We start from the raw sequence: 18,391 nt of genomic DNA, 5'->3' as shown, positions 1-18,391 counted from the left end.
AATAAAAGTCACAGCTTATTTTAAACTTCCAACCATATCTTCTGGTTTTACCCAAGCATCGAAATCTTCAGGAGTCACATAACCTAAACGCACTGCTTCCTCTTTAAGCGTAGTACCATTTTTATGTGCTGTCTGCGCGATTTCTGCCGATTTGTAATAACCAATTTTTGTGTTTAGTGCAGTTACCAACATCAATGAATTGTCAACCAATTCTTTGATACGTTTGTAGTTCGGCTCAATACCAGCTGCACAGTGCTCTTCAAATGAAACACAAGCATCACCTAATAGGCGAGCAGACTGCAAGAAGTTTGCCGCCATCAATGGTTTGAACACGTTTAGTTCATAGTGACCTTGCGTTCCACCAATCGTAATAGCCACATCATTACCCATCACTTGTGCCGCAACCATTGTCAATGCTTCACATTGCGTTGGATTAACTTTACCTGGCATAATTGATGATCCTGGTTCGTTCTCCGGGATCAGGATTTCACCGATACCTGAACGTGGACCTGAAGCCAACATACGGATATCGTTTGCAATTTTATTTAATGCTACAGCCAATTGCTTTAATGCACCGTGTGTTTCGACGATTGCGTCATGCGCTGCCAATGCCTCAAATTTGTTTTCAGCGGTTACGAAAGGTAGGCCTGTAAATTCAGCGATATATTTAGCAACGACAACGTCATACCCCTTTGGAGTATTTAATCCTGTCCCTACTGCAGTGCCTCCCAATGCAAGTTCTGATAAATGCGAAAGTGTATTTCTTAAAGCTTTCAGACCATGGTTCAATTGGGCGACATAACCTGAAATCTCTTGACCTAAAGTCAACGGAGTAGCATCCATTAAGTGTGTACGGCCAATTTTTACGACATTTTTAAACTCTTCAGCTTTTTTAGCTAATGTGTCACGCAATTTTTCTACACCTGGAATTGTAACTTCTGCAACAGCTTTGTAAGCCGCGATATGCATTCCTGTAGGGAAAGTATCGTTAGATGATTGCGATTTATTTACATCATCATTTGCTTTTAACACAGGCTCGCCTTCGCCGATCTTATGTCCAGCCAATACTTGTGCACGGTTTGCGACAACCTCATTCACATTCATATTGGATTGTGTACCTGAACCCGTTTGCCAGATTACCAATGGGAATTGGTCATCCAATTTGCCCGCCAAAATCTCATCACATACGGTAGCAATCGCATCACGTTTCTCTATAGGTAATACCCCCAACTCGTGGTTAGCATAAGCAGCTGCTTTTTTCAAATAAGCAAAGCCTGCGACGATTTCGTGTGGCATCGAAGCTGCCGGTCCGATTTTAAAGTTGTTGCGTGAACGCTCTGTCTGTGCACCCCAGTATTTGTCTGCAGGGACTTGAACTTCACCCATCGTGTCTTTTTCAATTCTGAATGACATAGTATGTAAGTATAAGTAAAACGTAAAAATTATAAGTATATGTGCGAAGCACCTAATACATCAATGACAAAGTTACAGGATAATAAAGTAAAGAGCAAGGATTAAAGAATAAGGATTGAGAATAAAACTCCCAATAAGCAGATCTTAAAAACCAAGTCGTTTTGTCAAGGAATCATTTACATGGTGGAACACTTGTTTCGGTTTTAATGCCCGCCAAGGCAGCTCATTCAATGCACCACCGAAATTAATGTAATAATCTATGTTTTGCTGCTGGAACTCTTCGATCACATGTTCACGGAAACCGATGCCCGCAATCCAGCCATCTTCGATATCCTGAAACCATTCCTCATAATAAGAGTCGTCCGAAGCATGAAAATTCAGTACATTCTCCCCGATTAGAATAAAATACTTGATGCCTTGACTGATCAATACATCGATAATCTCGCGCTTGAGCAACATAATATCATTGTAGATCGCATCATTCCATTCACCAATCAGTTCGATAATACAGTATTGTTTTTCATAGTCCACAAATAGTATTTTTAGATATAAGGTAAGTGAACCAAATTCATCCCATTGTGGGTGCAAAAGAAAATTATAGATCTGCTTGTCAAAATCGAATTCGCTATAGATTGTACCATAAAATGGGGATTGTTCATCTTCAGCGGCAATGTAATAGTCCCGCCAATTATAATAAGGTTCGATTTCGTGCATAAAGTGGAATCTTTTTCAATTCAAACTAAGATAAATTTACGCGCATTTGCAAGTTAAATTATAGACATCATCTTTATCTGTTGAAATTAAATGTTCGGTGCCCTTATCGGCTGTTCTGTTGTAATTTTTGAAATTTTTACAATGACTTCTAATCGTGGACGGCGCTGTTTCCACCTAAAAGCAAGGGCGGGAACTTTTTATTTTTAATGTAAAAATATGGGTTTAGGTACTCGTTTAACCGAATAAACTTGCTATTTTTGATGAAGTAATTAATTGTTGAATAGTTTGTCTCATCTTCGATAATTCATGAAGATCTCCCATGCAGAAAAGTATTAAAAGAAATATTTTTGTAGCCGCTACTTATGCTGCAGTATTGCTTCTTGGCTTGCTGTTGGGACAAAATTATGCCGAGGAGCAGGGAAGCAACCAAAAAACAACCTTTTCGAGTCTACGCTCGAATGGCAACTCGGATAAATTACAATATCTCATTCAATTAATTGCTGAGAATTACGTTGATAATGTCAGTATAGATACCGTTCAAGACGAAGCCATTGAACATGTCGTATCCCGTTTAGATCCTTTTTCCACCTTTTTAAGACCGAATCAAGTGCTTGCAAAGCAGGAAACGCTTGAAGGAACATTTGATGGTATCGGTGTGGAGTATTTCCGTCTGAAAGATACGCTACTTGTTGTTGGAATGGTTGCTGCTGGCCCCGCTGAAAAAGCAGGTATGCGTATCGGCGACCGCATTTTAAAGATCGGGAATAAGGATCTTGTCGGAAGAAAGGTAGCCGAGTCCGAAATTGAGAGGTTAATCCGTGGAAAGAAAGGAACAGCTGTATTGATTTCTATTCAGCGCAATGGAGTGGTAATGGCCAATCCAATAAAAGTCATTCGCGATCAGGTAAATGTCTCCAGCTTAGATGCATCCTATATGATCGCTCCGAAAACAGCTTATGTGAAAATTCGGAGATTTGGGCATAAGACAGCAGACGAATTCAGACAGTCGCTCATAGATTTACGGAAAAGTGGGGCGCAGGATCTTATTTTGGATCTGCGTAACAATGGTGGCGGATTTGTCCATACGGCGATTGATCTGGCGGGTCAATTTTTCAAAGAAAAAAGATTGTTGATGTATACCGAGGGCGCTAATGAACTACGTCAGGATTTCTATTCAGAGAAAGCTGGCGATTTTGGTGACGGCCGGGTCATTGTGCTAATCAATGAAAGTACGGCATCAGCAAGTGAAATCCTGAGTGGTGCTCTTCAGGATCTGGATCGGGCAACGATTGTTGGCCGCAGATCCTATGGTAAAGGCTTAGTACAAGAACAATTTGACTTTTCGGATGGCTCTGCAATCAATCTGACTGTCGCTCGCTATTATACCCCTCTTGGAAGATGCATTCAGCGACAATACACACGCGCCAATTTTGATGCTGCGAAATACATGACGGGCTTCGATCTATGGACGATGGACACTGAATTCAGCCAAAAAGAAATGTTTACCACCAGTAAAGGGAAACTTGTTTTTGGTGGTGGTGGTATCCTTCCGGATGTTACTATTCCGATTGACACCAACGAAACCAGTGCCAAATACCGCGAGATATTTCATTCCAATGCGATCGAAGAATTTGTTTATGATCGCTTCACGAAACATTTGCCCGCATATTCTATAGAGAATTTTATTAGCGGTTACCACTTACCGACAACAGAATTTGATCTATTTATTTCATATCTCAACAGTCAGAAGCGGATTTCGGTCACCGCCAAAGAAGCAAAAAACTTACATGATTTGATTCAATCCGATATCGAAGCCTTAGTCGGTCGCTATTATTTTGGTCGTGAGGCCTATTATAAAATCAAAAATCGAAGGGATAAATTTATTGAAATAGGACTTAAAACATTAGGTTATCAGATGCCTAAGGTTTAAGCCTAAGATCAGACCATACTGGGTAATGATCCGATAATTTCTGTTTGACAACCTGATAGTTCATCACTTGAAATTTTTGGCTAGCAAAAATATAGTCGATCTGAAAGATCGGTAGGAGGGCATGATGGGTCACTCCCCAGCCGTTACCTTTCTCCTTAAACGCATTGTACAAACCATCTCCAATTAAATTGACCGAGTAGCTCATTGGCGTATCGTTGAAATCACCTACGGCAATATAAGGATATTGACATTCATTCATGTGCTTCTTCAACGAATGCGCCTGTTCGCTACGTAGCTCGAAGGCATTCTTAAGTTTGCGGCTCAATTTACGGGTCCTCGAATTATCCGATTCATTATTATTGGACAGGTTTTGGATAAATTCCTTGTCTTCATTTTGCAGCGCAAAAGAACGTAGATGTATATTGTAGATGCGGATCAGGGTATCCTGTTTTTTGATATCAACATAACTAATCCGGTTGATTCCGTAATCGTTATCTCTGATGGTCCCTGAATCATAGATTGGGAAACGGGAAAGAACAGCCATTCCATACGCCTCATAATCGTTTTTAGAGCTCGGTTCAAAGAAAAAATAATCATACCCCAATTTATCTTTGAATTCCTCGGAGAATACATGTTTTCCCTTAATCTTGCTAATATATTCCTGAAAGCAGATCACATCAGGAGAGATGCTGTCAATAATGCGGACAACGTCAGCTTTAAAGTTTTTTTTCTCATCACCTACCTTTTTGAACAAATGGGCATTGAATGTCATGATGCGAAGCGTGCGTATCTCGGAAGATACAGGTGCATTCTCTTTGCGAATATTCCAATGCTTAGTTAAAAAAGGCCACCCAATGAGGATCGTTACGAGCGAATAAAGCGCAATTTTTCGTTTGCGGAGTAGCCAATAAAAGATAAATCCAATATTGATAAGGAGGATTGGAAGGTAGCCTAAGCCCATAAATGCAATCGGCCAAAAGGATTTGGGATTAATGAAGGTCGCCGAATAACTCATAAGTAATGCAACGATCGCAAGCATATTTGCCAGGAACATTGTTTTACTGATAAAGCCCAGTTTTCTCCTTAAAAATGTCCTTCTATCCATCAACCTTGTCACCACTATTGCTTGCCCTAAAGAGCGTTTCTTTTTCATGGTTCGTTAGACTGTCGTAGCCAGAAATAGAAATTTTATCTAAAATAGCATCGATTTCATCCTGATTGGGTAAGTCATAACGATGTTTCCGATTTGTCGGTATATTGTTACCCACAACGACTTTCATTTTTGCAGGCTTCTGTTGTTTTTTCTGAAAAATTGTAGACCAGTCCATTCCTGATTTTAGCGCATAAGTGAATCCCATTCCAAAAAGGACAACAGCAAAATACGAAATGGCAGCAGGTCGATTCGTCATCGTAAGGGCAAGAAATTCTAGGCCAAAATAGACAATGGCCACTAATTTTAGCTTGATGTTACCCAAAAGCAAAAGCCGTAGCTCATACTTGGGAACCAAAGTCACAATCGCGGCTAATACCGCTGCCAAGGGGAGAGAACCTCCCATAAGCTGTAAGTTACTTGGCATGGGAATAAGTGACCCAAAGCCCATATAGAGCACACTACCGATCAGCCAAGAGGCCATATAGACAAACAGAAATTGCCGCGTGTTTAAGAAGGTAAAGAAGATCTGACCGACCCAATAGAGCCAAAGACTATCAAAAAGTATGGTCCAAAGCTTGACGTAAACGAAATTCGATGTAACCAATGACCATGGTTGTGCAATAAAGCTTGAGAAATTACTCGGTAAACTTAATAGACGTACCGTAGGCTCCAAGAAGCTTTGTGGAACAATTTTTAATTCGAAGAGCAGGTCTAAAAAATAAATGAGGACGAATAAACAGACCTGAATACTGATCACCAAAGGTACGGGCGAGCCAGTTTTATAGGTTTGTCTCCAAAAATCTTTTAAACCGATGTTATTCATTGCGCACAATATTAATAAATTCCTTTTCTAATCTTCCACAGTTTAAGCAGTAGATAGCCAAATAGTGCACCACCGACGTGAGCCAGGTGAGCCACAGAATCTCCTGGTCTAGATAAGCTCATATATATTTCGATGAGGATAAATCCACCGATCATATACTTCGCTTTGACTGGTACAGGAATAAACAAAAATTGAAGCGGTATGTTTGGAAAAAGGTAGGCAAATGCCAATAGTACACCATAAATAGCTCCCGAAGCACCCAACATTGGAATGAGGTAGGTTAATGCTTCGTTGTTCCCGGTATTGGCCATGGAAATAAGTTCGTTTCCGCTTATGCCATGTAGCGGAGCGAAAGAACCCGTCGCATTATAAAGTTGTATGCCATTTACAGCCGTATAAAGAAACCAAGCACCGATTCCTGAAACCAGGTAAAAATTTAAAAAACGTTTCGAACCAAGGACCTGCTCAATCATAGGGCCAAACATGACTAAGGAAAACATATTGAAGAAAATATGAGTAATGGTGTTCTTGTCATGCATAAACATATGCGTGATCACCTGCCAGATTTTAAAATAAGGCGAGTCCGGATAGTAGACCGCAAGATAATCATATGCTACAGGTACAAGTTGAGATCCAATATAAAATATAATATTGATGATCAATAAATTCTTGATAACAGGTGTCAGTTGTGGAAACATATATTTTATCTTCTAATTTTTACCAAATTTTTCCGCTAATTCTTGCAATGTAAATGTTACAATTACAGGATTCCCATAGATGGAGATATTGGGTGAGTGACAAGCAAAAAGTCTGTCCACAAGCTCTGCCATTGCTGTGTTGTCCAATACGGTTCCAGGTTTAATGGCCGCGTTACGGGCAAGGCTTTTTGCAAGATTTTCGCGCTTAGCTAGCTTATACTCAGATTGATTGTTTTTGTAATCCTCTAATATTTTCTCAATCATCTTTATTTCGTCGAATCCTGTCCCTAAGTCTGCAGGAATTCCGTCAATAATATAGGAATTTTTTCCAAATTCACGAATTTGAAAGCCCAAACCGTTGATGTCCTCCAGGAGGTCTTTCATTAATTCATTATCTGCAGCATTCAGATCCAAAGTCTGTGGAAACAAACTTTGCTGACTCAGACCTTTATGTTGGTCCAGCTGTGAAAGAAATTGTTCAAAGAGAATACGCTCATGTGCCGCTTGTTGATCGATTAGGATAAATCCGGAGTGAATCTGCGAAACAATATATTTATTATGTAACTGGAAAAAGAGCTTCGAGGATGATTTATCTTCAACTTGGATGATCTGCGGGCCATCGGTACGTAATTCCGGCTCGGCATGCAATGGCAGCTGAACAGACTCCTCCTTTTCGACAATTTGATATAAAGAATCCCAATTGCTGGGTATGCCACCTGTTTTCTTGGTAAGCCCCTCAGCATAGCTTTCTGAGCGGGTGTAGCTCGAATTGGATTTTGATTTGTCTGTATCAAAAGGGTTGAAGTCCGGATTAAAGGTAACTGTTGGAACGATAATTTCATCCAGTGCCTTTTTTGTAATGAGATTGGTGAAGCTAGTCTCCTGTTCAAAATCCAGGGATGGCATAATATTGTACCGTCCCAATGATCTTTTTACGGCCGAACGGATAATTGCATAAATAGCTTTATCGTCCTCGTACTTGATTTCAGTCTTGGTCGGATGGACATTGATATCAATACGTGCGGGATCTATGTCGATAAATAAGACATAGAAAGGAAATGTTTCTGCCTGCAAGATATCTTCATAAGCGTTCATGACAGCGTGGTGCAGGTATGGATCACGTACAAAGCGTTTGTTGACAAAGAAAAACTGTTCACCACGAGTTTTTTTCGCAAACTCAGGTTTCCCCACAAAGCCCTCTACCTTGATGATGGATGTATCTTCTTCCACAGGGACAAGACGCTGATTGTAATTGTTTCCGAAAATATGGACAATACGTTGTTTTAGTGTCTCTGCCGGCAAATGGTAGATTTCATTTCCGTCGCTATGTAAGGTTAGGAAAATCTGTGGGTTCGATAAAGCAATACGTTGAAATTCATCAATGATATGACGCATTTCTACCGAGTTGCTCTTGAGGAAGTTTCTCCGGGCAGGAATATTGTAAAAAAGATTTTTAACTAAAATATTTGTTCCGGCAGCCACAGCTTCCGGATACTGATTGACAACTTTCGATCCCTCTATTTCAACGACTGTACCTAGCTCATCTTCAATACGGCGTGTTTTGAGTTCGACCTGTGCAATTGCGGCAATGGAGGCCATCGCCTCACCACGGAAACCCATCGTACGAATAGCAAATAAGTCTTCAGCCTTACGGATTTTTGATGTCGCGTGGCGCTCAAAACAAAGGCGAGCATCAGTTACGCTCATACCACAACCATTGTCAATGACTTGAATCAACGACTTGCCTGCATCTTTAACAATAAGTTTTATTTTGTCAGCTCCAGCATCAATAGCATTCTCAATCAATTCTTTAATTGCAGACGCTGGTCGCTGCACCACTTCTCCCGCCGCAATCTGATTAGCAACATTATCTGGAAGTAATTGAATAATATCCGACATATAATACAAAGTTAAGAAATATCCATGTTTGCAGCGTATAAACACTGACGAAAATCAAGCGGACATTCCACATGTTCTTTAAAAACAAAAGCGTGTAATGCGTTCATTTATACAAATGAAAATGGAATAGCAACGACCAACTGTTTACAGCCGCAAAGAACCTGTAAACGTATTTAGTCATTAAATATGACGCTTCCCAGTTGACGTCAAAGTCAGTGTGCGTTGTCTAGCACCTGTGTAAAACACAGCTGATATCGAGCTGGAAAAATATTCCCTTCGCAATAACCGAGCCACCCTACGAACAGAAACCGCATAATTCGCAGCTGCTGTTTTGTTGATATTACATTTCCAGTTTTAAGAAACGTGCCGTTTCGCTTTTGTTATTTTTAATTAAGTTTTCAGGCGTTCCTTCAAATAGAACCTGACCGCCCTCTTTACCACCTTCGGGACCGATATCAATGACCCAATCTGCCGATTTAACAACATCAAGATTGTGCTCGATGATCAAAACGGTATTTCCACGTCCGACCAAGCGATTGATAACGCCCATAAGGACATTGACATCTTCAAAGTGTAGTCCTGTAGTCGGTTCGTCAAGGATATAAAATGTATTTCCAGTATCTTTTTTAGAAAGTTCTGTAGCTAATTTTACCCGTTGAGCCTCGCCTCCCGATAAGGTTGTGGAGGATTGACCTAAGGTGATGTAGCCCAAACCTACATCCTGCAGTGTTTTGATCTTTCGATAGATACTCGGTACGTTCTCAAAGAAATCCACAGCATCGTTGATACTCATATCAAGTACATCGGAGATGGATTTTCCTTTATACCGTACTTCTAAAGTTTCTCGGTTATAGCGTTTTCCGTGGCATGTTTCACAAGGAACCTGTACATCGGGAAGGAAATTCATCTCAATGACTTTCAATCCGGCCCCCTGACAGGTTTCACAACGGCCGCCTTTGACATTGAAGGAAAAGCGTCCTGGTTTATAGCCCCTGATCTTAGCCTCTGGCAATTGAACAAACAAGGTTCTGATATCCGAAAATACGCCTGTATAGGTGGACGGATTGGATCGTGGTGTACGGCCGATAGGACTTTGGTCGATCTCGATGACTTTATCAATATGTTCTAACCCTTCAATTTTTTTGAAAGGAAGCGGGGTGGCTTTGGCTCTGAAAAAATGTTTATTCAGAATCGGATATAATGTTCCCGTGATTAAGCTGGATTTGCCTGAACCCGAAACCCCCGAAACAACAATGAGTTTCCCTAATGGAAAAGAGACAGACAGATTTTTTAAGTTATGCCCTGTTGCGCCATGCAATGACAATGTTTTTCCATTGCCCTCACGACGTTTCTCCGGAATCTTAACCTCTTTTGTCCCGTTGAGGTATGCCGCTGTCAGAGAGTCTGATTTGAGGATTTCTGCTGGGGTACCTTCGGCAACTACTGTACCGCCGTGAACCCCTGCAGCAGGACCCATGTCAATAACATGGTCCGCATGTAGGATCATGTCTTTATCATGTTCGACAACAAGGACCGAATTGCCAATATCGCGTAGGTTTTTCAGGGCATTGATCAACCGTTCATTGTCTCGCTGATGTAGTCCGATACTCGGCTCATCCAGAATGTAAAGTACATTCACCAGTTGGGAACCAATCTGTGTTGCCAGACGGATCCGTTGTGCCTCCCCTCCGGAAAGTGTTTTAGCAGTACGATCCAAGGTGAGGTAATTTAAGCCTACGTCCAGCAAGAATCCTAAGCGTGCGCGGATTTCCTTTAAGATCTCTGTTGCAATAATAAGCTGGCGTTCATCAAGTTTGCTTTCTACCTGATCAAACCACTCCTTGATCGATGTAATATCCATCGTGGAGAGCTCATGGATGTTTTTATCCGCTATTTTAAAATGTAAAGACTCTTTTTTCAAACGCGCTCCCGCACAGGTTGGGCAGGTGACTTTCGTCCTGAAATCATCTAAAGATGGGGCTTCATCCGAAGATTTTCCGGAAAACTCTTCCAGCATCTTAAAGATTCCTTCAAATTCAACACGATATTCTCGTGTGCCATAACTGCCATAAGATACTGTTACAACGATAGGCTCTTCCTTATTGCCAAATAAAAGCTGTTCAATCTGTTCTTCGTTGAGCTTTTCAAGTGGCGTTGAAATGGTAAAATCTAATTTTTTTGCGACAGCCTTCAAGACTTCTGAAGTCCAGTTCTCCCGGGTAGGTCCCAAAGGGGCTAAACCCCCTTTTTGGATACTGAGTTTTTTGTCTGGAATAACCGCATTTTTATCAATTTCAAAAATATAGCCCAATCCATCGCATGTTGGACAGGCACCGTAAGGCGAGTTGAATGAGAAAGTGTTGGGCTGCGGTTCATCATATGAGATACCCGATTCAGCATCCATGAGATAACGGCTGTAGAATTGCTCCTGATTATCCTTGGTGGAGACCTTGATAATACCTTTGGCAGTTTTCATCGCCTGCATAACCGAAGTCTGTAGGCGCTTTTTATCTTCACGCTCTACTTTCAAACGATCCACGACGATCTCAATATCGTGAATTTTATAGCGGTCTACCTGCATTTTTGGAACAAGGTCCAAGATCTCTCCATCCACGCGCACCTTCACATAACCTTGTTTACGGATTTGCTCAAACAATTCCCGGTAGTGACCTTTACGGCCTTTAACCACCGGAGCCAAGATATTTAAAGCCTGCCCTTCAAATTCAGTCAAAATACGTTCGATAACCTGATCGTCCGACATACGCTCCATTTTCTTACCGGTCACATAGGAGAAAGCTTCCCCCGCTCGGGCAAATAGTAGACGCATAAAATCATACACCTCGGTAATGGTTCCAACAGTGGACCTGGGGTTTTTGCTGGTGGTTTTCTGCTCAATGGAGATCACTGGACTTAAGCCCGAGATCTTGTCCACATCCGGACGTTCCATGCCGCCCAAAAATTGACGGCTGTAGGCACTGAATGTCTCCATATACCGACGTTGTCCTTCAGCATAAATGGTGTCAAAAGCCAAAGAAGACTTTCCGCTGCCACTTAAACCTGTAATAACAACCAATTCATTTCTCGGAAAAGAAATATCTATATTTTTTAGATTATGCGCACGCGCTCCAAATACCTGAACTTCACTTTGTTCGCCCAAATCTGGGCTTCTTTTTACTGCCATGAAAACTCCTTAAAGTCCCTGTTGAGGGATAAAATGCAAAACATGCAAAATTACAGATTTTAAAGGAATTATGCGAGCCAATCTGACTTTTGGAATAAAATGTGATATACAAGTGATTTAAAAAAATAATGTACCTTGCACAGTAAATCTAAATTTATGCGAAAATACGACGTCAGCAAACAAGAGAAGCAATCGATCGACGATATCGTCCAATTTTGGAAGAAAGAAAACCTGTTGGATGAACAAAAAGCGAACGAGCTGATGGATAGTTTGGACGTAAAAAGTTTTGACTGGGGACAACTGGCGAGATATGCTTTTTGGATTGCCTTGGCTTCTTTGGTCTTTGCTGTTTTTTCGTTGTTTACAGATGCATCATTCTTGGCCTTTGTCGATACACTTTACGAAGCACCTAATATCCTATTTTGCTTCTTTTTTGCTGCTGTGGCCGTATTATTCTATACGCTGGGTTTTCGGTATAAGAAACGATATCCTTATAAAAATCTATCCACTGAAACGATGATGCTGATTGGGGTTTTTGGAACAGCAGCCTGCATCGGATTTATGGGTAAAGTATTGGATAAAGATACGATGCATTATTCCTTGTTATTTTTACTCTCTGTTGCAATTTATGGCTTTCTGGCCGTTAAGCTTGACAGTAAACTGATTTGGACCTTTATGCTTTTGGCTTTGGGGGTATGGTTTGCGACCGAGACGGCCTACCATAGCAATTGGGGCTTTAAGTTTTGGGGAATGAATTACCCACTTCGTTTTACCATCTTCGGAGCGCTGCTAACCGCTTTGGCTGTTTGGGTTCAACCGCGGTTCGAACGCCTGCAAATCTTTCAGCCTATCAGTTACATTGTAGGGTTGATCTACCTGATGGTCTCCTTGTGGACCCTATCTATTTTTGGGAATTATGCTGATTTCTATGAATGGACGACAGTACGTCAATACCATATGTTCTATTGGGGTATCTTATCCACTGCCGTGTCGGCATTCTTGGTTGTCTACGGCTTAAAGGCTAAAGATAATGTAAGCAGGGAAGTGGGATTTGTATTTTTAGTACTTAATATCTATACCCGATATGTGGAGTATCTCTGGGATAATATCAATAGAGCCGTATTCTTTTTAATTTTAGCGGTGTCCTTTTGGTTTGTCGGTCGTTGGGCAGAGAAATTATGGAACAAGCGGAAAGAAGAGATTGCCGGATAATCCTTAAAATTGAATCGTAAATCCGACTGCTCTATGTGAACTGATACTAAGCTTGGGATCCAGGCTTAAGTATTTTCGGATTCGGGTAATAAAGACATCCATACTCCTTCCGGTAAAGAAATCTGCATTTCCCCATACCTTTTCAAGAATTTCTTCGCGTGTGACAAGTTGACCATTGTGTTGCGACAGAAATAGGAGAAGTTGCGATTCACGTTCAGTAAGCTTATATTGTTTCGAAGCATGGCTTAATAATAACTGTTCGGGATAGAAAATATACGTACCTATGGCAATCGATTTTGGGGTACTATTTTTCTGATTTCGCTTTAATATATTCTGTATGCGAAGTAACAGTTCTTCAGGATCACAAGGTTTGGTGATATAATCATCGGCACCGATTTTTAGTCCCGTGAGCTTATCTATTTTTTGCTCCTTGGCTGTTAAAAAGATAAATGGCAACGTGGGGTATAGGGCGTTGATTTCTTTAGCCAGGCTAAAACCACTAATTTGAGGAAGCATAACATCCAGTATAACCAGATCGTAATCGGCTAGCTGCTGGAAATTTTCCGTAAGATCATTGGGCTGCGCTATCCAGTCTATGTTAAATGTGGATAGCTCAAGGTATTGCTTGAGCATAAAACCAAAATCTGGGTCATCTTCCACGAGTAGTATTTTGTTCATATGCTATTTTCAGTCGTTAATGTATTGATTGTCTATTCCCTATTTTGTTTTCGCTGATCATCCCTGCTGCTGATCATGATGTCTGTGATTGAATAGCAACGAGGGGCAGCTGAATTTTAAACGTAGTGCCTACATCGGGCTTGCTGGTTACTGTAAGCTGCCCGTGATAACGATCCACGATTGTCTTAACAAGAAAAAGACCGATTCCCAAACCTTTGCTGTCGTGAATATTGTTTTTTTGGATGCGGTAAAACTTGTCGAAAATATAAGGTAACTCGGACTCCGCCATGCCGTAACCATTATCCTGTATATAAATCGAGAGTTTACCTTTCTGATCCTCAAAAGAGATATTAATCCAAGTTGCACCATATTTTACGGCATTGTTCATCAGGTTTTGAAATAGTGTTGTCGCATCATTTAGGCTCAGGCATAATTTACCGTCAGGCAAGGGGCTTAATTGGAATGCGATAGCCGGATTGGTCAATTGAAAGTCTTCGAAAATAGCGTGTAGTTCTCTGTTGGTAATAGGACGCTGATCCCTTGTTTGAAGGTTCTCGCTCAGTGGGTTGAGGGTTTGTTCGAGACGGTTTGCCTGACGTTCAATGACCGTTATGATATTGTCGTCTGTTGATTTCCGTAGTGTTTTAGCTGCAATCTTCAAGGTTGCGATTGGCGTTTTGAGCTCATGAGAAATATTGTCAACGACATCGTGTAGCACGCTGATTTGTTTCTGCTGTTTTCTGAGATTCTGAATGGTTCTATAAAAAAGCCAAAGGAAGGCGACAAGAATAAAAAGGGTGCTCAACAGAAGCGAAGTAAGTTCTTTGAATAATATCCAGTTGAGATTCGTCACCTCAAAGGATGTCTTCCTATGTACAAGAAAGGTATATAAGATTTCTTTGCTTTGGATGCTGTTTTCGATTTTCTGTGTTTCTGTTTTTTCTGTTATCCACTCGCTTGAGGAAAGTTCAACGGGCTGCCGAAAAGCTCCAGACGTTGTGTAAATGGTAATGGGACCCGCTGCGATCTGTTTTTCTAAGCTCTTGAAATAGATGCCCAAAATTTCTTTTTTCAGGATGACATCCATTCCAAGTGGCTGAAATAGACTGTCGACATATTGTGTTAGCCTCTGGGATGTTTTATGTGCATTTGCACTGTAAAGTCCTTTCAGTTTTTCGGCCGTAATCTCATTTTTAACCAATTTGATATAATAGTCTCTGGCAATGTCCTTACTCATTAAATCATCATCAAAAAGCTTGTCATTGTCATGAAGCTTGCCAAGCTTACTTTTCACAGTGGCAAAAATATCGCGCTGTTTGAGCTGATAGGTATTATACAATTGATACCCCTGTATGCCGATAAGTACAGCAAAAAACAGCGTAAAGAGGACGATGTAACTTTTGGGCTTCAATTCCATACACAAATATAACTGCTGACGGCTAAGATAATATACCTTAACGCAGCATTAACCCTTTGTTAACTATCATTTGCTTGAACTATAGGCACTTTTGAAGCATAGAATATCAGCGTATTAAATGGCCGCGGTTGTCAAATATGGATGACCACAAACTGGCCTATGTGTTACAAAACATAAATTCTAACAAATAGAATAATGCGGATAAGCTATACTAGAATTTAAAGACTAATTATTTGTAGATGAAATTGATCCTATTTTTTCTGGCTTTCCCCTTGTTGCTTTCGGCACAGACCAAACAAATCGGGGGGCAAGTACAGGATGCAAACAAAATTGTGCTGGCGGGAGCGACCGTTATGCTATTGGATAGCAACTATCAGGAGATCCGGGAAGTAAAGACGGACCATTTTGGAAAATTTATACTTATGCTGGATCATCCTAGTGGCTACTATCTACGAACAACCTATCTAAACTTCAAGTCTCAGGAACTTTTTTTTCACAGCGATACCATTTCACGCCCTTTCTTGCTTGAACTTCTTCCCGAAGCAAAGGTACTCGAAGAAGCACAAGTCGTCGGTCGCGCTCCCAGATTGATCCGCAAGTTGGACCGCTTGGAATTTAACGTTCAGAATTCAAATCTTTCAGCGCTCAACAGCTGGGACATTTTGAAGCGTACGCCATTGGTGATGGTGAATGGTGCGGATTTAATGGTCCGTGGAAGCAAAAATATTGTTGTCCTCATTAATGAACGAAAAGTGATGCTCACGGGGGATGAACTGAAAACCTATCTGGAGAATACAGCAGGCAGCGACGTGCAATCGATAGAGGTTATTACCAACCCGCCAGCAAAATATGAAGCTGAGGGAAGTACGATTATCAATATTAAACTTTCTAAATCGAACCTATATGGCTACAGAGGCTCAGCGGTTGCATTGGCCGAAAAAAGCAGTACCTGGAAGCAACTGTTTGGACTAACCCAGTATTATAAAAATGAAAAAATCAATCTTCGTGGTACCTATAACTTCGGAAGAGGGACATACGCACGCTATGAAACGAATTATGTGTATTATCCGAACGAGCAAACCTCATGGGAAGGTGTAATGGATAGATTTGATACCAATAACAGTCAGAACAGCTATGTGTTTTCGATAGACTATACACCCGATACAACCTGGACAGTCAACGCCGGATTAAATGGATATTACGGACCGAAAACCTATGGCATCTATGAGGTACCCACGATCATATACGATAAAAATCATGTGCAGGAGTCCAGTTATTTTACCACCAATGATCATCAACGATCGGCAAAAACGAATAACCTCTATCTTCAGGTAACAAAGAAACTTAATCCCCAATGGAGCATAAACTGGTCATCCTATTTTACAGATAACCATTCTACCAACGATCAGGATGTTTTGACGGCACTGCGATTTAAGGGGGAGGAACCTACAGACACCCGATTTATCAGTAATAATGAAAATAAAAACCGGCTTTTTTCTTCACAGATAGATTTCACCGGGAAAATAAAGAAACTGGGGCTGGAGTTTGGTGGGAAATTCAGCGATGTAAAAACAACAAGCACCCTTGCTTTTTCCGATGATGAATCCGGTACTCTTCAGCACCGACCCGACAAGAGCAGCGTGTTTGATTACAAAGAACGGAATATAGCTGTATATACCTCATTCGATTATGCTTGGAAGAAATGGAGCTGGAAAGCTGGTTTAAGGGGCGAATATACCAATTTGGAAGGTATTGTGTCCGAACCAGCTGATATCAATAAGCGTGATTATTTTGTGCTCTTCCCGACATTTTACATGCAATATGCCTTGGCTGACGATCAGCAGTTCGGCTTTTCTTATGGAAAGCGTATTAGTCGCCCAGCATACTCTTGGCTTAATCCGGCTAAGTCCTACTATAATCGCTTTTCCTATTTTCAGGGAGATCCACGTTTAAGGGCGACGATCGTCCATAACCTCAATCTGACCTGGACCAAAAACAACTGGAATATCGATCTATTTTACCGATTTGAGAAGTGGCCGAATATGGAAATTTCCCGTCAAGATAACAACAATCACCAGTTGATTTTCCAATATACCAATATCAAGAAAGGACAAGGGGCGGGTATAGACCTGGGTAAGAGTTTTCAGCTGACAGGACGCTGGGGAGTGAACCTCCAGTTGGAAGGAATGTATAACGAGAATTACTTTATGGGGACTGATGATGTATTGCACAAGAATGATGTGTATATCGGCAACGGAAACGTAAGTACCAACTATGTACTGCATAAAGATGCTGGCTGGAACCTTGAACTGGGTAACACATTTACATCCCCGACGATACAAGGGCCATTTAAAATAACAGGATATTCAAGTACCTATGTGACGACAAATCGAAAGTTCTTTAAGAAGAAATTTGAAGTGAATCTATCATTTATGGACATTTTCAAAACAGAAAAAATGACGATATCATCCAAGTATGGCGACCAAAACAACTTTTATAAAGATTACCGCGATACTAGAAAGGTGAATCTGACGCTGCGGTATCATTTTGGAAACCAGAAGGTCAAGAGCAGCAATCAGCCTACAAGAACAGAAGAGCAGAATCGCTTGTAAATCGGTTAATTTTGACGAAGTCAAATCCTGTTGCAGATGCTATTTACTTGGTATATCCCCATGCGCCGGTAAAGAGAATAATACCGCATGGATCAAAAATAATAATCCTCCACATCGAATGTGGAGGATTATCAGATGCCAGGAAAGTATTTTCTTAGTTTATTTTCAGTGAATACGTGATATTGATACCGCCAGCGGCAAGCATATCATGTACTGAGCAATATTTTTTAACGGCCAGTTCAGCCGCTTTAGCTGCTTTTAGCTCATCAATTTCGCCTTTTAGGAAAAAATTGATGTGGATATCTGTAAATACCTGCGGGATTTCTTCGCGTCGTTTTCCTTCCACTTCGACCTGGATATCGTCAATTTGCTGGCGTTGTTTTACCAGTATGCTATGGAGGTCAAAGACGCTACAAGAACCCAGTGCCATTAAAACCAATTCCATTGGACGAACACCTTTTCCTTCGCCGCCGATAGCTTCCGAGCCATCGATGTTGACTTTGACAGGAGATAATTCACTGCTGGCTTCGAAATGCACAGCTTGGTTGACACGGTTTAATTTGATTTTCATCTTATTTTATTTTATTCTTTTTTGCTCGTTTAGACTCCTTTTTCAATCCATACGAGGGTTTTGTTGTTCAATCTATACTAAACAAATATA

General features: G+C 40.9%; 13 protein-coding genes. 3 read left to right on the top strand and 10 right to left on the bottom strand.

Annotated features, from left to right (window positions below; translation table 11 throughout):
• Nucleotides 1-15 precede the first annotated feature (15 nt).
• Both fumC and AAH582_RS22925 read right to left on the bottom strand, forming a co-directional pair.
• Nucleotides 16-1,413 carry a class II fumarate hydratase gene (gene fumC / locus AAH582_RS22930; RefSeq protein WP_046673679.1) on the bottom strand — a complete coding sequence of 466 codons (1,398 nt, stop codon included), beginning with the start codon at nucleotides 1,411-1,413 and terminating at the stop codon, nucleotides 16-18.
• A 144-nt stretch (nucleotides 1,414-1,557) separates the two neighbouring features.
• The gene (locus AAH582_RS22925; protein WP_343320716.1) at nucleotides 1,558-2,127 is read right to left on the bottom strand and encodes a hypothetical protein; all 570 of its coding nucleotides are present in this window, start codon (nucleotides 2,125-2,127) and stop codon (nucleotides 1,558-1,560) included.
• 319 nt (nucleotides 2,128-2,446) lie between these two features.
• On the opposite strand from AAH582_RS22925, the gene AAH582_RS22920 reads away from it, so the two are divergent.
• Nucleotides 2,447-4,057 (top strand): S41 family peptidase, encoded by a 1,611-nt coding sequence (locus tag AAH582_RS22920; protein ID WP_343320715.1) that lies wholly within the window; start codon nucleotides 2,447-2,449, stop codon nucleotides 4,055-4,057.
• On the opposite strand, the gene AAH582_RS22915 is transcribed toward AAH582_RS22920, so the two are convergent.
• The 5 genes from AAH582_RS22915 to uvrA all read right to left on the bottom strand — a co-directional run bounded on the left by AAH582_RS22915 (nucleotide 4,047) and on the right by uvrA (nucleotide 11,811).
• Complete coding sequence (locus AAH582_RS22915; protein WP_343320714.1) at nucleotides 4,047-5,210, bottom strand: endonuclease/exonuclease/phosphatase family protein; 1,164 nt, start codon at nucleotides 5,208-5,210, stop codon at nucleotides 4,047-4,049. The genes AAH582_RS22920 and AAH582_RS22915 overlap by 11 nt on opposite strands.
• Nucleotides 5,155-6,033, bottom strand: a complete 879-nt coding sequence (locus tag AAH582_RS22910; RefSeq protein ID WP_343320713.1) for a rhomboid family intramembrane serine protease — start codon at nucleotides 6,031-6,033, stop codon at nucleotides 5,155-5,157. The genes AAH582_RS22915 and AAH582_RS22910 overlap by 56 nt, the downstream gene beginning before the upstream one ends.
• Nucleotides 6,034-6,044: 11 nt before the next feature.
• A complete protein-coding gene (locus tag AAH582_RS22905; protein WP_343320712.1) occupies nucleotides 6,045-6,731 on the bottom strand; it encodes a rhomboid family intramembrane serine protease in 687 nt (228 codons plus the stop codon).
• Nucleotides 6,732-6,743: 12 nt separating this feature from the next.
• Complete coding sequence (gene mutL, locus AAH582_RS22900; protein ID WP_336830239.1) at nucleotides 6,744-8,630, bottom strand: DNA mismatch repair endonuclease MutL; 1,887 nt, start codon at nucleotides 8,628-8,630, stop codon at nucleotides 6,744-6,746.
• Between the two features lie 340 nt (nucleotides 8,631-8,970).
• Entirely contained in the window at nucleotides 8,971-11,811 is a 2,841-nt protein-coding gene (gene uvrA / locus AAH582_RS22895; protein WP_343320711.1) for an excinuclease ABC subunit UvrA, read from the bottom strand.
• A gap of 156 nt (nucleotides 11,812-11,967) precedes the next feature.
• Here uvrA and AAH582_RS22890 point away from each other — a divergent pair, with 156 nt between their 5' ends.
• Entirely contained in the window at nucleotides 11,968-13,023 is a 1,056-nt protein-coding gene (locus AAH582_RS22890) for a hypothetical protein (protein WP_046673687.1), read from the top strand.
• Nucleotides 13,024-13,026: 3 nt separating this feature from the next.
• Here AAH582_RS22890 and AAH582_RS22885 read toward each other — a convergent pair whose 3' ends face one another.
• Together AAH582_RS22885 and AAH582_RS22880 are read right to left on the bottom strand one after the other, a co-directional pair.
• Complete coding sequence (locus tag AAH582_RS22885) at nucleotides 13,027-13,701, bottom strand: response regulator transcription factor (RefSeq protein WP_046673688.1); 675 nt, start codon at nucleotides 13,699-13,701, stop codon at nucleotides 13,027-13,029.
• Nucleotides 13,702-13,774: 73 nt separating this feature from the next.
• Nucleotides 13,775-15,118 carry a sensor histidine kinase gene (locus AAH582_RS22880; RefSeq protein ID WP_046673689.1) on the bottom strand — a complete coding sequence of 448 codons (1,344 nt, stop codon included), beginning with the start codon at nucleotides 15,116-15,118 and terminating at the stop codon, nucleotides 13,775-13,777.
• Between the two features lie 239 nt (nucleotides 15,119-15,357).
• Between AAH582_RS22880 and AAH582_RS22875 the strand changes: the two genes are divergently transcribed.
• Complete coding sequence (locus AAH582_RS22875) at nucleotides 15,358-17,730, top strand: outer membrane beta-barrel family protein (RefSeq protein WP_046673690.1); 2,373 nt, start codon at nucleotides 15,358-15,360, stop codon at nucleotides 17,728-17,730.
• Between the two features lie 154 nt (nucleotides 17,731-17,884).
• Here the strand turns inward: AAH582_RS22875 and AAH582_RS22870 are convergent, their stop codons facing one another.
• Nucleotides 17,885-18,301 carry an OsmC family protein gene (locus AAH582_RS22870; protein WP_046673691.1) on the bottom strand — a complete coding sequence of 139 codons (417 nt, stop codon included), beginning with the start codon at nucleotides 18,299-18,301 and terminating at the stop codon, nucleotides 17,885-17,887.
• Between the last annotated feature and the right edge of the window lie 90 nt (nucleotides 18,302-18,391).

This window comes from Sphingobacterium multivorum, assembly GCF_039511225.1.
GTDB lineage: Bacteria > Bacteroidota > Bacteroidia > Sphingobacteriales > Sphingobacteriaceae > Sphingobacterium.
Note: the sequence above shows the minus strand (reverse complement) of the source record. Positions and strands in the feature narration are given on the sequence as shown.